The sequence below is a fragment of the Variovorax beijingensis genome, from assembly GCF_007828835.1.
Lineage (GTDB): Bacteria > Pseudomonadota > Gammaproteobacteria > Burkholderiales > Burkholderiaceae_C > Variovorax > Variovorax beijingensis_A.
On sequence record NZ_VIVL01000001.1, the window covers coordinates 1,174,473 to 1,188,532 of the forward strand.

Consider the following 14,060-nt stretch of genomic DNA (forward strand, 5'->3'; position numbering starts at 1 on the left):
ATTCTTCAATGACCCCCATGACAAAAATCCTGCGCTCCGCGCTGTTCGCGGCCGCCACGGCCTTCGCAGGCCTGAACGCCGCACAGGCTGCGCTGCCGATCGAGCACTGGACGCTCGCGAGCGGCGCCAAGATCTACCTGGTGTCGACCCAGGCGCTGCCCATCGTCGACGTGCAGATCGATTTCGACGCCGGCAGCCGGCGCGATCCGGCAGGCCAGGCCGGCCTGGCCAGCGCGACCGCGACCATGGTCGAGAAGGGCGTGCGCGCCGGCAGGAACGGCGAGCTCGCGCTCGACGAAAACGCGCTCGGCGAAGCCTGGGCCGACCTGGGCGCCGAGTTCGGCACCAGCGCCGGCACCGACCGCGCCAGCTACTCGCTGCGCACCCTGTCCGATCCGGCGCTGCTGGCCAAGGTGGTGGCGCTGGCCTCGCGCGAGATCGGCGAGCCGGCCTTTCCCGACGACGTCTGGCAGCGCGAGCGGGAGCGCATCAATGCCTCGCTGAAAGAGGCCAACACCAAGCCGGCGACCATCGCGGGCCGTGCCTTCGCGAAGGCCGTCTACGGCAGCCATCCCTACGGGCAGGAAGTCACCGAAGCCACGCTCGCGCGGATCGACACCGCCGCGATGCGGCAGCGCTACCAGGAGCTGATCGTGCCGTGCCGGGCCAAGCTCAGCATCGTGGGCGCCGTGACCCGCGCCGAGGCCGAAGCCATGGCCACCGCGCTGCTCTCCCGGCTGCCCGGGCCCGAGGCGTGCACGCCGCTCCCGGCGATCGCACCGGTGGCCGCGCTCACCGCGCCCAAGGACGAGCGCATTCCGTTCGCCTCGGCCCAGGCCCACGTGCTGATCGGCCAGCCCGGTTACCCGCGCAAGGATCCCGACCATTTCGCGCTCACGCTCGGCAACTACGTGCTGGGCGGCGGCGGCTTCGTCTCGCGGCTGACCAACGAAGTGCGCGAGAAGCGCGGCTTGGCCTACAGCGTCTACAGCGGCTTTGCGCCGGGCCTGGACGCCGGGGCGTTCCGCGTGGGCTTCCAGACGCGTCCCGACCAGGCCGAAGAAGCGGTGAAGGTCTCGCGCGACGTGCTCGCCAGGTTCGTGGCCGAAGGCCCGACCGCCGCCGAGCTCAAGGCCGCGAAGGACAACCTGATCGGCGGCTTTCCGCTCTTGCTGGACAGCAACCGCAAGCTCATCGGCAACGTGGCCAACATCGCCTGGCACGACCTGCCGCTCGACTATCTCGACACCTGGACCGCGCGCATGAACGCTGTCACCGCGGCCGACATCCGGGCCGCTTATGCGCGCAAGCTGCAGCCCGAACGCATGGTGACTGTGGTGGTGGGCGGCAAGTAGCAGGCAGCGCTTTCAGCGCAGGGCGTGTGCGCCGCTTCCGGCGGCTGCGTGCACCGCCGCCTTGAGGCGTTCGAGCAGTTGCGGCGCCGCGCGCGCCTGCTGCCAGTAGAGCGGCACCTGCAGCCCCGATCCGGGCACCAATTCCACCAGCGCACCCGTGCGCATCGCCTCGGCCGCCATGCTGGCCGGCAGCATCCCCCAGCCCATGCCGGCGCGCGCCGCGTCGACGAAGCCCTGGGCCGAGGGCAGCCAGTGCCGCGGCGTCTCGATGCTGCGATGGCAGATGCGTCGCACCCAGCGTGCCTGCAGCCGGTCCTTGCGGTCGAACACCAGGCTCGGCGCATGGGCCAATGTGCGCGCGCCCACGCCCCTGGCGAAGTAACGCTCGACGAACTCCGGGCTCGCGGCGGCCACGTAGTGCATGCTGCCCAGCGCCTCGCTGTTGCAGCCGGCCACGGGTTGAGCCAGCGCGGTGACGGCCGCCAGCACCGCGCCGCTGCGCAGGCGCTCGGCGGTATGGTCCTGGTCGTCCACGGTCAGGTCGAGCAGGGCGGATTCCTCCTGCCTTGCAAAGGCCGCGGCGGCGGCCATGAACCAGCTGGCCAGGCTGTCGGCGTTCACCGCCACCCGCACCGTGACGCGCTCTACCCTCTTGCCATTCCTGCCGCCCGTGCCGAGCGCGGGCAGCGCCTCGCGCAGCTCGTGCTCCAGCATGCCCACGCGCTCGAAGTGCCGGCAGAGCTGCTCCCCGGCTTCCGTCGCCACGCAAGGCTGGCCCCGCACCAGCAGCGCGCCGCCCGTGCGCTCCTCGAGCAGCTTCACGCGCTGCGAGACGGCCGACGGCGTGACGTTCAGTGCGCGGGCCGCGCGCTCGAAGCTGCCTTCGCGCACCACGGCGGCCAATGCATTCAGGGCGGCGTAGTCGAGCATGGTTCGCGGGAATTAGAAAAACTGAATATGGCTTAGGAAGTTTAGTTTGAGTTAATAGAACTGAAGCGGCAAGCTGACGCCATGGTCATCGAACAAATCTCCACCGCATTCGTCAACGGGTTTCTCATGAGCCTGGTGCTCATCGTCGCCATCGGCGCGCAGAACGCCTATGTGCTGCGCCAGGGGCTGCGGCGCGAGCATGTGAGCGCCGTGGTGCTGTTCTGTGCGGCCAGCGATGCCATCCTGATCACGGCAGGCGTGGCTGGCATGGCGCAGGCGCTGAAAGGGCGGCCCGCATTCGCCACCGCACTCGCCGGCCTCGGTGCGCTGTTCCTGGGGGCCTACGGGCTGCGCGCGCTGTGGCGTGCCCGGCAGCCCGGCGCGCTGCACGCAAAGGCCCAGGGCGCATCGCTCTCGCGCACCGCGGTGCTGGCGCAGGCGGCGGGCTTCACCCTGCTGAATCCGCATGTCTACCTCGACACCGTGCTGCTCGTGGGCAGCACCGGCGCCCAGTACGGCGGCGCGCTCAAGGCCTGGTTCGTCGCCGGTTCGGCGATGGCGAGCGCGCTGTGGTTCTCGGCGCTGGGCTTCGGTGCGCGCTGGCTGGCACCGGTGTTTGCGCGGCCGCGCGCCTGGCAGATGCTCGACGCGCTGATTGGCGGCACGATGCTGCTGCTTGCCGCGCTGCTGGCGCGGCGGGCCTTGCTTGGCACCTGAGCTCGCATGCGGCGGCGTTAAGCTTGCCGCATGCCCCAGAAGAAAGCCGCAGCCGCCAGGCGTTCCCCCTCGACGCCGTCGCCGTCGCCATCACCAAGATCGAAATCGCTGCCGCGCGAGGTGCGCATCATCGGCGGCCTGTGGAAGCGCAGCCGCCTTTCCGTGGCCGACAAGCCGGGCCTGCGCCCCACGCCCGACCGCGTACGCGAGACGCTGTTCAACTGGCTCGCGAGCATCGCGGGCGCCGGCGGCGGCGAGCTGCCGGGCTGGCATTGCGTCGATGCTTTCGCGGGCACCGGCGCGCTCGGCCTGGAGGCCGCGTCGCGCGGTGCCGCGAGCGTGCTGCTCTGCGAGCAGGACGCCGCGCTGGCGGCCCAGCTGCAGGCCGCCAAGGCCAAGCTTTCGGCCGAGGCCGTGCGCATCGAGCGCGGCAACGGGCTCACCGCGCTCGAGCGCGCGCCCGCGGGCAGCCTGGATGCGGTCTTTCTCGACCCGCCTTTCGACAGCCCCGCCCTCTACGAACCCGCGCTGCGCGCCGCCGCGCGTGCCGTGAAAGCCGGGGGCGCGATCTACCTGGAGGCACCGCGTCGCTGGAGCGACGAGGAGCTGGCCACGCTCGGCCTTGTAGGTTTTCGTTACCTCAAGGCCGGGGCCGTGCATGCGCACTTGCTGAGGCAGGCCGCAAACGGGACTGCATAATCCGCCGAACAAGCCGCACCGGCTGCATGAGGAAGAAGCAACCATGGCCAGCAACGTGATCGCGGTTTATCCCGGCACTTTCGATCCCATCACCCTCGGCCACGAGGACGTGGTGCGGCGTGCAACCCAGCTTTTCTCCAAGGTCATCGTCGCGGTGGCGGCGGGCCATCACAAGAAGGCGCTGTTCAGCCTGCAGGAGCGCATCGAGATGGCGCGCGAGGCCGTGAAGCCCTACAGCGACCAGGTCACGGTCGAGAGCTTTTCGGGCCTGCTGCGCGACTTCGTGGTGGCGCGCGGCGGCAAGGCCATGGTGCGCGGCCTGCGCGCCGTGACCGACTTCGACTACGAGTTCCAGCTCGCGGGCATGAACCGCTCGCTGATGCCCGACGTCGAAACCGTGTTTCTCACGCCCAGCGACAAGTACCAGTTCATCTCGAGCACCTTCGTGCGCGAGATCGCCATGCTCGGCGGCGAGGTCCACAAGTTCGTTTCGCCCGACGTGGAGAAGCAGCTCGCGGCCAAGGTGCGCAGCCTGGGCCGTGAGTAGCCGGTTTCCCTTGCCGCGCCTGCATCCGCTCGGCGATGCGGCGCTGCTTTGCGAGCTGCCGCCGCCTGCCACGCTGGCGCAGCAGCAGCAGATCTGGGCGCTGGGCGCCGAGGTGCAGCAATGGGCCGGCGTGGGCGAGGTGCTGCCGGGCATGAACAACCTCACGCTGACCTTCGATCCGACCTCGATCGAGATCGAGGCGCTGATGGCGCGCGTGAACGAGGCCTGGCCGCGGCTCGCGGCCACGGCCATCGAGGGCCGGAGGGTGGAGATTCCGGTGGCCTATGGCGGCGAGCACGGCCCTGACCTGGCCGATGTCGCGGCCCACACCGGGCTCACGCCGGCCGAGGTGGTGCGGCGCCACAGCGGGGCCGACTACGTGGTCTACCTGCTGGGCTTCCTGCCCGGCTTCGCCTTCATGGGCGGGCTGCCGCCCGAGCTTGCCACGCCGCGCCGCGCCGAGCCGCGCACGGCGGTGCCCGCGCGCTCGGTCGGCATCGGCGGCGAGCAGACCGGCATCTATCCGCTGGTGTCGCCGGGCGGCTGGCAGCTGATCGGCCGCACCTCGCTCGAACTCTTCGATCCGTCGGCCGAGCCGCCCACCCTGCTGCGGCCGGGCGACCACGTCCGCTTCGTCGTCGAAAGCGTGCAGGCATGATGCTGGTGCAGAAGCCCGGCATGCTGGCCTCGGTGCAGGACCTGGGGCGGCATGGGCACCGCCAGCTCGGCATCTGTCCCGGCGGCGCGCTCGACGTGCTGGCGCTCACGCTGGCGAACCGGCTGGTCGGCAATGCCGACGGCGCGGCCGGCCTCGAGCTCACCATGGGCGGTAGCGAGATCCGCTTCGAGACCGCCACCCGGATCGCGCTGGTGGGCGACGGCTTCGGCGCGCGGCTCGACGGCGCGCCGCTCTGGCCCTGCTGGAGCATGCCTGTCGCTGCCGGGCAAACGCTCAAGCTCGCGGGCGCCAACGCAGCCGGCGCCAAGAAGGCCGGCTTGCGCAGCTGGCTCGCGGTGGCGGGCGGCATCGACGTGCCGCCGGTGCTCGGCTCGCGCAGCACCGACCTGAAGGCCGGCTTTGGCGGCCATCAGGGGCGCGCGCTGCGCAAGGGCGACCGGCTCCCGCTGGGCGCCACGCCGCTCGATGCCGCCCAGCTCGCCCGGCGCCCGTTCGGCCTGCGCGGTCCGGACTGGGGCCCCGAGGAAAGCGATTCGGCCATCGCCCTGCGCGTCCTGCCCGGCCCCGAGTTCGACCAGTTCACCGTGGCTTCGCACGCGCTGCTCTGGAGCGAGCGCTGGCGCATCACCGCGCAGAGCAACCGCATGGGAAGCCGGCTCGCGGGCGCCGAGCTCAAGCGCAGGCGCAGCGCCGACATGCTCTCGTCGGGCGTCATTCCCGGCACGATCCAGGTGCCGCCCTCGGGCCAGCCGATCATCCTGATGGGCGACGCGCAGACCACCGGCGGCTATCCGCGCATCGGCGTGGTGATCCGCGCCGACCTGTGGAAGCTCGCGCAGGCGCCGCTGGATGGCCGGCTGCGGCTGGTGCAGGTCGACATGGCCGCCGCGCTCGAGGCCTGGGCCGAGCAGCAGCGCTATCTCGCGCAGGTCGCGCAAGGACTGGCGGCAGCGGGCTGGACGAGACCGGCATAGACTGTGCAAACAGCGCAGGCGCGCCGGCTCGCCCCGACGTGCCGGCCCGTCTTGAAGAAGGAATCAACCCCATGCAAATCGACCTGAATGCCGACCTCGGCGAAGGCGCCGGCAGCGACGAAGCACTGCTCGGCCTCGTGAGCTCGGCCAACATCGCATGCGGCTGGCATGCGGGCGACGCCAGGACCATGCGGCAATGCGTGCGCTGGGCCATCGAGCGCGGCGTGGCCATCGGCGCCCATCCGAGCTTCCCGGACCGCGAGAACTTCGGCCGCAGCACCATGCACCTGCCGCCCGACGAGATCGTGGCCAACGTGCTCTACCAGGTCGGCGCGCTGGCCGCGATCGCCAAGGCCGAGGGCGGCCAGCTCTCGCACGTGAAGGCGCACGGCCAGCTCTACAACCAGGCGGTGAAGGAGCCCGAACTCGCCGACGCGCTCTGCGAGGCGGTGCGGCGTTTCGACCCTTCGCTGCGGTTCTTCGGCCTTGCGGGCAGCGGCATGATCGATGCCGCGCGCCGCGCCGGGCTCACGCCGGTCGAAGAGGTGTTTGCCGACCGCGGCTACATGCCCGACGGCAGCCTGGTGCCGCGCAGCCAGCCCGGCGCGCTGATCGAGGACGAGGAGCAGTCGCTCGCCCAGACGCTCTCGCTGGTGCGCGACCGCAAGGTCAGGGCCATCGACGGCAGCATCGTGCCGGTCAATGCCCAGACCGTCTGCCTGCATGGCGATGGTGCCCACGCGCTGGCCTTTGCGCGGCGCATTCGCGAGCGCCTGGAGCAAGAGGGCATCGTGGTTCGCGCGACGGCCTGAGCGCCCGGGTCAAGCCGTGGCACAGCGAACCGATGTCCTGCTGACCGGATTCGATCCGTTCGAACGCGAAGCCCTCAACCCCTCATGGGAGGCCGTGCGCGCACTCGACGGCTGGCAGTGCGGCCACGCCACCGTGCACGCGCGCCGGATGCCCTGCGTCTTCGGCCAGGCCATCGAGGCGCTCGCGGGTGCGATGGACGAACTGCAGCCCCGGCTGGTGCTGTGCATCGGCCAGGCCGGCGGCCGCGCCGAGATCACGCCCGAGCGCGTGGCCATCAACATCGACGACGGCCGCATCGCCGACAACGCGGGCCGCCAGCCGATCGACGTGCCCGTGGTGCCCGGCGCGCCCGCCGCGTATTTCTCGACGCTGCCGATCAAGGCCATGGTGCGCGACCTGCGCGCGGCCGGCATTCCGGCGTCGGTCTCGAACACGGCCGGCACCTTCGTCTGCAACCATCTCTTCTACGGCCTGATGCATCGCATCGCCACGCATCCGGCGGCCGGGCTGCGCGGCGGCTTCATCCACATTCCCTACCTGCCCGAGCAGGCGGCGCGTTTTCCCGGCGCGCCGAGCATGTCGCTGGCCACCATGGTCGAGGCGCTGCGCATTGCGGTTGCGACCGCGCTGGCCGTTGAAAAGGACGTCGCCGAAACCGGCGGTCAGCTCCACTGAGTGAGCCAGCCGAGCAGCGCCGCATTCACGAAAGCGGGCTTCTCCATCGTCAGCATGTGGCCGCATTGCGCCACCCACACCACCTCGGCATGCGGCACCAGTGCCGCGATCTCGCGCGTGCAGTCGGGCGGAGTCAGCCGGTCCGTGTCGCCGCAGACCAGCAGCACCGGTGCGCGCAAGGAGGGCAGGTGGATGCGCGCATCGGGACGCCGCATCACGGCGCGGTTCTGGACGATGAGCTGCTGCGTCCCGGCATCCAGCACGATGTCGACGTAGCGCTGCACCAGCGCCTCATCGGCGGCCTGTGCCGGGTGGAACGCAAACACGACGTTGGGCTCGATCACGTCGCGCAGCTCGCCGCGCTCGAACAGTTCGATCGCGCTTTCGCGCAGTTCGTACATCTCGGGCGCCTCGGGCCGTGCGTTGGTGCCCAGCAGTGCGAGCCCCGCGATGCGATCCGGCGCCTGCCGCGCGGCTTCCATTGCCACCATGCCACCCATCGACGCGCCGCAGAGCAGCAGCGGGCCGGGGTTCTCGCGCAGCACGGCCGCGGCCATGGCTTCGATGGTGTCGTGCCGCATGTGGGCGTCGCTCACGCGCGTTTCGAACAGGGGCGCGAGCGCGGGAATCTGGGCCTCCCAGATGCGCTCGTCGCAGGCAAGGCCGGGCAGCAGGACAAGGTGGGGCATGGCCGGATTTTGCGCCATCGCCGGCGCGTCGAGCGCGGCGCCGTTCGCGCTGCAGGTGGCGGCCCTGCAACAGATGCAGCCACCCAGGTCCCGAGCGTCACGCGCGCAGTGGAGAATGGGCACTCCATGCCCATGCCTCCACCCGACTCCGCGACCGAACTCATCCTGATCCGCCACGGCGAGACCGCCTGGAACCGCGAGCTGCGCTTCCAGGGGCATGCCGACGTGCCGCTCAACGACATCGGCCACGAGCAGGCGCGCCGCCTCGGACTGCGCCTGGCGGGCGAAACCGCGCAGCACATCATCAGCAGCGACCTCATGCGCGCGCAGCAGACCGCCGCGCCGGCCGCGCTGCAGCTGTCGCTGCCGGTGGTCACGTCGGCGGGCTTGCGCGAGCAGTACTTCGGCATCGTCGAAGGCATGCGGGCCGACGAGATCCAGGCGCTGCATCCGCGTGCCTGGGAGCAATGGCTGGAGTTCCGCGAGGACCACGCCATGCCCGAAGGCGAGACGGCGCGCGAATTCCACACCCGCATCGTCGCGGCCATCGGCGCACTGGCTGCTGCGCACCGGGGGCAGCGGCTGGTGGTCGTCACGCACGGCGGCGTGCTCGACATGGTGTGGCGCACCGCGCGCGGGCTCAGTTTGAGCGGGCCGCGCCAGAGCGACATTCCCAACGCGGGCTTCAACCGCATCCGCATTGCCGATCCCGCCATGCCCGATGCCATCGAAATTCTCGACTGGGCCGACACGCGGCACCTGGCCGACCTGCCGCCGCAGCCGACCTACGACCAGCGGCGGCATCTGAAGAAGAGCTGAGCCGCCTCAGGTGCAGCTGCCGGCCTTCGGCGTGCGCAGCAGCGGCTGGCCCGCGCCCACGCCCGTGGGCTTGCCGGCATCCACCGCCAGGCGGCCGTTCACCAGCACCGCGACCACGCCTTCCGACAGCAGTGCCGGCTGCGTGTAGGTGGCCCTGGCGGCATAGCGTGCGGGGTCGAACACGACCACGTCGGCGTAGTAGCCCGGCCGCAGGTGCCCGCGCTGTCGGAGTCCCAGCGTGTCCGCGGTCAGCGACGAGCTGCTGCGGATGAACTGGCCCATCGAGATCGTGTGTTCCTTCACCACGTACTGGTCGTACTTGCGCGCGAAGGTGCCGTAGGCGCGCGGATGGCCCAGCGAGGAGTCGGACGAGGTCATGACCCACGGCCGCTTCATGAACGCGCGCACGTCGTCGTCGCTCTGGTTGAACGAGGCGATCATCAGGTCGCCGTCGCGCAGCACGGCGATGGCGGCATCCACCGGATCGGCATTCGAGGCCTTGGCCACGTCGGCCAGCGTCTTGCCCACGTACCTGGTGCTGCCGGCCGAGAACAGGATGGTCTCCGGACCGCCGCGCAGGCGCAGGTTCTCGCGCATGCCGGTGCGCAGGCGCTCCTGGACGGCCGGGTCGTCGAAGCGCTTGAGCATTGCCGCGCGCCCGCCATCGACCGCCCAGGGCGGCACGAGCGCGGCCGAGAAACGCGTGCTCGATGCCGTCCACGGATAGTGGTCGGCCGTGATGTCGAGGCCGGCAGCGCGCTCCTTCTCGATGCGGCGGATGATGTCGCCGCTCTGGCCCTGCACGTCCACGCCCAGTGCCTTGATGTGCGCCACATGCACCGGCAGGCGGGCTTCGTGGCCGATGCGGATCACTTCCTCGATGGCGCCCTTGAGCCCGATGTTGTACATCGACTCGTCGCGGATGTGGCTGTCGTAGAGCCCGCCGTGGCGGGCCGCGACCTTCGCGAGCTCGATCACTTCCTCGGTCTTCGAGAAATTCTGCGGCGGATAGAAAAGCCCGGTCGAAAGCCCCAGCGCGCCGTCGCACATGGCGCGGCTCACGTGCCGGCGCATGGCGTCGAGCTGCTCGGGCGTGGGTGTACGGTTGGCTTCGCCGAGCTGGTCGATGCGCACGGGGCCGAAGCCCACGTACATGGCGACGTTGGTTCCAACGGGCGCCGATCGCAGGCGCTGCGTCTGCGCGGCGATGTCGAAGCCGCCGAAGCCGTCGTTGCCGATGACCGCGGTGGTCACGCCCTGGGTGAGAAAGGGAATGTTCAGGCGCTTGTGCGGATCGGTGGAATGCAGGTCGGCATCGGCGTGGGTGTGCGCATCGATGAAGCCCGGCGCCACGACCAGGCCGGCCGCGTCGATGGTTCGCCGCGCGCTGAACTGTGGCGGCGCCTTCCGGCCAGCGAAGACGATGCGGTCGCCCGCGATGCCGACGTCGCCCACCACGGGTTTGTCCGAATCGCCGGTGTAGACGGTGCCTCCGCGCAGCAGCAGGTCGAGCTCGACGAGGGCATCGGTTGCGCCGGGGGCTGCGGATGAGAGGCTTGCCAAAGCCGCGGAGATGGCGAGCACGACGACTGATTTCTGCATGGGAGGGAGCCCGGAGCGATGTGGAGCGGGCAGTTTAGAAGTCGCCCCCGCGTGTCCGTTAATTCCTTTTGCGCCACCTCCCATGACCGGAATGCATGGTCCTTGCCCGTGCCTCAGGGACGGGGAGCGAGCTGCCCGAGGCCGAGCCGCGCATACACCTCGCCGGCCTGGCGCCGCAGGCGCAGCGATTCGGGCTGGCCGTTGAGCTGCTGCTGCAGGATGTCCTGGGCGCCTGCGAGCGCGGCCTCGCTGCCGATGCGCATGAGCGCATCGAGGTACACCTGCTCGAACAGGTCGCGCTGCGCATGGCTGCCGCCGATCTCGACCAGGCGCGGCAGGGCGCTGCCGAGTCCTTCGACGGCGGAGGCGAAATCGCCGCGCGCATGGGCCGCGAGCCCGCGCGCGGCCGGCACGCACACGCTCTGCCAGGCGGCGCGCGTCGAGAGCGGCGCGCGCGGCGCATGGGCCTCGATGTTGCGCAGCAACGCATCGGCTTCAGGGCGCCCGGCGCGCGCCAGGCCATACAGGTACTGCAGGTCGAGGAAGGGCAGCACATGGTCGGCGGTGCGCTGCAGCAGGTGGTTCGCCACGTCGTCCCACCGTGTGCCGACGTCGATGCCCGCAAGCTCGAAGCGCGCGAGCAGCGAGACGGCGCCGATCTGGTCCTGCGAATAGTCCTTCACCACGCCCCACACCTCGCGGTCGTACAGCGCGAGCGCCTCCTCGTCGCGGCCGAGCTCGATCAGGAACAGCGCCACGTGCCACCAGTTGTGCGTGACCATGAACGAATTGAGACCGCTCCAGGTGTCGCTCACGCCCTGCATGAAGGCCAGCCCTTCGCGGAGCCGGCCTTCGGTAAGCATCACATGCGCCAGCGCATGGTGCGCCCAAGGCTCCTTGCGGCACATGCCGATGGCGCGGCGCGCGCTGGCCTCGGCCTCACGCATCAGGTGGCACTGCTCGTAGCCGAAGGCGGCCATGCCGTGCACATAGGGCACCTCGGACGCGGCCGGCAGCGCGGCGAGCGCGAGCCGGAGCATGCCCGGGCAGTCGCCGGTGTTGAAGCAGTGGTATTGCCCCAGCTTCACCGACACCAGGTCGCGTGGGTATTCCCGCGCCTGCTCGGTGTGCAGGGCGATGGCCTTGGCGATGTCGCCCTCGGCCCAGGCCTCGATGGCTGCGATGTAGCGCCGCTCGCGCGGCGTGGCGCGCCCGGACGCGGCGCGGGCCCTTGTGAGGAAGGGGCGTGCATTGGCTGCGGCGTCGCGCGATTCCGCAAAGAGGTGCAGCGTTGCGCAGTAGGCCTGCACCATGGGGCTCGCGTCGCGCCCGGCGAGGGCCAGCAGGTTGACCGCGCGCGCCTCGGTCGACACGAAGCCCATGACGAAGTCCTCGACCAGCGGCAGGCTGGCCGCATCGTCGAGCGTGAGCGGGTTGCCGAAGCTGTCGGCGTGCAGGGTGGCGGAGGGCATGGCCGGATGGTGCCATGCCCCGCCACAGGCTTCAAACGCCCGCTTGCTGGTGGCGGTACTCCTGCGTCTTTCCGCCGTAGCCGTAGGCCGCGCCGCGGGCGTCGATCACATGGATGTACGACACCTCGTGCAGATCGGGCCGCAGCCGCGCCATGGCGGCATGCACCTCGCGCAGGTAGCGTGCCTTTTCGGCCTTGGTGTTGGTTTCGTCGGTAATGCTGATGTCGAGGTGGAAGGCCGACTTGCCGAGCGAGGCCAGCGACTGTCCGCCGATGAACCATGTGTCGGCGGCGATGTACTGCACCGTGATGGCGATCACCGGCAATTGCTTGCCGAGCACGCTCTGGGTCAGTTCGGCGACCGCGTCGACGGTCTTGCGCGTGAGCTGGGCGTCGGGTTCGCCCGAGAGGTGGACAACGATGTGCGGCATTTGGAACTCCTTGAAGGAATGAGTGAACGATGGGGCTATTGTGGGGATTCCTATGGCATCGGAAAAGCAGGAAGATATGATGAGATTCATCGGAAATACGGATTGATAAGCCATGCAGACCTTCCACCTGGAACAGCTTCGCACCCTGGCCGCGGTGATCGATGCCGGCAGCCTCACGGCCGCGGCGCCGCGCGTCTTCCTGTCGCAGTCGTCGGTCAGCGAGCAGATACGCAAGCTGGAGGAGCGGGCGGGGCAGTCTCTGCTCACGCGCAGCAAGGCCGGCGTGGCGCCGACCGAGGCCGGCACGCGGCTCCTGGCCTATGCGCGCCGCATCCTCGCGCTCAGCGACGAGGCATTCCGCGACCTGCATGGCGAGACACTGCAGGGCGAACTGCGGCTCGCCGTGACCGACTACTTTCGTCCCGGCGATCTCACGCGGCTGCTGGGGCGCCTTGGCGAGAGCTATCCGCAGGTGCGGCTGAACGTGAGCATCATGAAGAGCGACGCGCTGCGGGCCGCCTATGCGCACGGCGATTTCGACGTGGGGCTGGCGATGAACATTGCCGGGTCATCGCCATCGCCCGAGCAGGGTGCGAAGGCACCGGTGATCCGGCGCGAATCGCTCGCGTGGCTCGGCGCGGCCGGCATGCGGCTCGCGCGCGGCGAGCCGGTCCGGCTGCTCGCCTTGCCGGACACCTGCTCATTGCATCAGTACACCGTGGCGCTGCTGCGGCGGCGCCGGGTGCCGTATGTGCTGGCACACGTGGCTTCGGGCGTGGCGGGCTTGCAGTCGGCGCTGGCCGCGGGGCTGGGGGTGGCCTGCCTCAACGAATCGGCGGTGTGCGAAGGGGTCGCCCGGCTCGCGCCGCCGCACGGCCTGCCGGCCCTGCCCCGGGTCGCGTTCCAGTTCCTGCCCGCCCGCCGCGGAGAGACCGAATTCGTGACGCGCGCGCGGGAGATGCTGGCAACCCACCTGGTCTGAGGCCGCCGGGTGGCGCGGGATTTGCGTCAGGTCCGCCATGGATGCGCCACAACCCACCACGCGGCCCGAACTGCTGCGTCACTCCCGCTTCGACGACGCGCAGGCCATCTTTTCGGGCACGCTGTTCGTTGCCATTGCCATGATGTTGTTCGGCCAGGCGGGGCTGCTCACGGGCGGCACGGCCGGTGTCGCATTCCTCTTGCACTACGCCACGGGCGTGAGCTTCGGCAAGGTGTTCTTCCTGGTGAACCTGCCGTTCTACTGGTTCGCATGGCGCCACATGGGAAGGGCCTTCACGGTCAAGACCTTCTCGGCGATTGCGCTGTTGTCGGTGATGACCGACTGGGCGCCGCGCTACATCTCGATCGATTCGCTGCACCCGGCTTTCGCAGCGGTGCTCGGCGGCCTGCTGTTGGGCACCGGCTGCCTGTTCCTCGCGCGCCATCGCGCGAGCCTGGGCGGCGCGACGGTGCTGACGCTGTACCTGCAGGAAAAGCGCGGCTGGCCCGCCGGCAAGGTGCAGATCGGCATCGACTGCACGGTGGTGCTGCTCGCGCTGTTCGTGATTCCGCCGCAGCGCGTGGGCTGGTCGGTGCTGGCTGCGGTGGTGATGGGGCTTTTTCTGTGGATCAACCACAAGCCGGGGCGCTACGCCGCGACTTGATTTTCTGGCGCTG

General features: G+C 70.1%; 16 protein-coding genes. 11 read left to right on the forward strand and 5 right to left on the reverse strand.

The features are described 5' to 3' along the window. Positions 1 to 8: 8 nt before the first annotated feature. On the forward strand, positions 9 to 1,355 hold the full coding sequence (locus tag FB547_RS05640) for a M16 family metallopeptidase (protein WP_145740300.1): 1,347 nt from the start codon (positions 9 to 11) through the stop codon (positions 1,353 to 1,355). Positions 1,356 to 1,367: 12 nt separating this feature from the next. Here the strand turns inward: FB547_RS05640 and FB547_RS05645 are convergent, their stop codons facing one another. Further along, positions 1,368 to 2,285, reverse strand: coding sequence for a LysR family transcriptional regulator ArgP (locus tag FB547_RS05645; protein ID WP_145740302.1), 918 nt, complete (start codon positions 2,283 to 2,285; stop codon positions 1,368 to 1,370). 81 nt (positions 2,286 to 2,366) lie between these two features. Between FB547_RS05645 and FB547_RS05650 the strand changes: the two genes are divergently transcribed. The 7 genes from FB547_RS05650 to pcp all read left to right on the forward strand — a co-directional run bounded on the left by FB547_RS05650 (position 2,367) and on the right by pcp (position 7,389). Beyond that, entirely contained in the window at positions 2,367 to 3,002 is a 636-nt protein-coding gene (locus tag FB547_RS05650; RefSeq protein WP_145740304.1) for a LysE/ArgO family amino acid transporter, read from the forward strand. 30 nt (positions 3,003 to 3,032) lie between these two features. Then, on the forward strand, positions 3,033 to 3,701 hold the full coding sequence (locus FB547_RS05655; protein WP_145740306.1) for an RsmD family RNA methyltransferase: 669 nt from the start codon (positions 3,033 to 3,035) through the stop codon (positions 3,699 to 3,701). Positions 3,702 to 3,744: 43 nt separating this feature from the next. After that, positions 3,745 to 4,248: a pantetheine-phosphate adenylyltransferase gene (gene coaD, locus FB547_RS05660; RefSeq protein WP_015867138.1), complete on the forward strand. Its 504-nt coding sequence runs from the start codon at positions 3,745 to 3,747 to the stop codon at positions 4,246 to 4,248. A gap of 10 nt (positions 4,249 to 4,258) precedes the next feature. Beyond that, complete coding sequence (gene pxpB / locus FB547_RS05665) at positions 4,259 to 4,906, forward strand: 5-oxoprolinase subunit PxpB (RefSeq protein ID WP_145740584.1); 648 nt, start codon at positions 4,259 to 4,261, stop codon at positions 4,904 to 4,906. Continuing rightward, complete coding sequence (locus tag FB547_RS05670) at positions 4,903 to 5,901, forward strand: biotin-dependent carboxyltransferase family protein (RefSeq protein ID WP_145740308.1); 999 nt, start codon at positions 4,903 to 4,905, stop codon at positions 5,899 to 5,901. Before pxpB ends, FB547_RS05670 begins: the two co-directional genes overlap by 4 nt. 71 nt (positions 5,902 to 5,972) lie before the next feature. Continuing rightward, the gene (gene pxpA / locus FB547_RS05675; protein WP_145740309.1) at positions 5,973 to 6,713 is read left to right on the forward strand and encodes a 5-oxoprolinase subunit PxpA; all 741 of its coding nucleotides are present in this window, start codon (positions 5,973 to 5,975) and stop codon (positions 6,711 to 6,713) included. Positions 6,714 to 6,729: 16 nt separating this feature from the next. Then, positions 6,730 to 7,389 (forward strand): pyroglutamyl-peptidase I, encoded by a 660-nt coding sequence (gene pcp / locus FB547_RS05680; RefSeq protein ID WP_145740311.1) that lies wholly within the window; start codon positions 6,730 to 6,732, stop codon positions 7,387 to 7,389. Here the strand turns inward: pcp and FB547_RS05685 are convergent. Continuing rightward, positions 7,377 to 8,078: an alpha/beta fold hydrolase gene (locus tag FB547_RS05685; RefSeq protein WP_261380222.1), complete on the reverse strand. Its 702-nt coding sequence runs from the start codon at positions 8,076 to 8,078 to the stop codon at positions 7,377 to 7,379. The genes pcp and FB547_RS05685 overlap by 13 nt on opposite strands. A 126-nt stretch (positions 8,079 to 8,204) precedes the next feature. Between FB547_RS05685 and FB547_RS05690 the strand changes: the two genes are divergently transcribed. After that, positions 8,205 to 8,897 (forward strand): histidine phosphatase family protein, encoded by a 693-nt coding sequence (locus tag FB547_RS05690; protein ID WP_145740314.1) that lies wholly within the window; start codon positions 8,205 to 8,207, stop codon positions 8,895 to 8,897. 6 nt (positions 8,898 to 8,903) lie between these two features. Here FB547_RS05690 and FB547_RS05695 read toward each other — a convergent pair whose 3' ends face one another. The 3 genes from FB547_RS05695 to FB547_RS05705 all read right to left on the reverse strand — a co-directional run bounded on the left by FB547_RS05695 (position 8,904) and on the right by FB547_RS05705 (position 12,401). Further along, positions 8,904 to 10,499 carry an N-acyl-D-amino-acid deacylase family protein gene (locus FB547_RS05695; protein WP_145740316.1) on the reverse strand — a complete coding sequence of 532 codons (1,596 nt, stop codon included), beginning with the start codon at positions 10,497 to 10,499 and terminating at the stop codon, positions 8,904 to 8,906. 113 nt (positions 10,500 to 10,612) lie between these two features. Continuing rightward, a complete protein-coding gene (locus FB547_RS05700; RefSeq protein ID WP_145740318.1) occupies positions 10,613 to 11,971 on the reverse strand; it encodes a tetratricopeptide repeat protein in 1,359 nt (452 codons plus the stop codon). A 31-nt stretch (positions 11,972 to 12,002) separates the two neighbouring features. Then, on the reverse strand, positions 12,003 to 12,401 hold the full coding sequence (locus FB547_RS05705; RefSeq protein WP_145740320.1) for a tautomerase family protein: 399 nt from the start codon (positions 12,399 to 12,401) through the stop codon (positions 12,003 to 12,005). Positions 12,402 to 12,513: 112 nt separating this feature from the next. On the opposite strand from FB547_RS05705, the gene FB547_RS05710 reads away from it, so the two are divergent. Next, positions 12,514 to 13,383: a LysR family transcriptional regulator gene (locus tag FB547_RS05710; protein WP_145740322.1), complete on the forward strand. Its 870-nt coding sequence runs from the start codon at positions 12,514 to 12,516 to the stop codon at positions 13,381 to 13,383. Positions 13,384 to 13,420: 37 nt separating this feature from the next. Next, positions 13,421 to 14,047, forward strand: coding sequence for a YitT family protein (locus tag FB547_RS05715; RefSeq protein WP_145740323.1), 627 nt, complete (start codon positions 13,421 to 13,423; stop codon positions 14,045 to 14,047). The last annotated feature ends 13 nt before the right edge of the window (positions 14,048 to 14,060 follow it).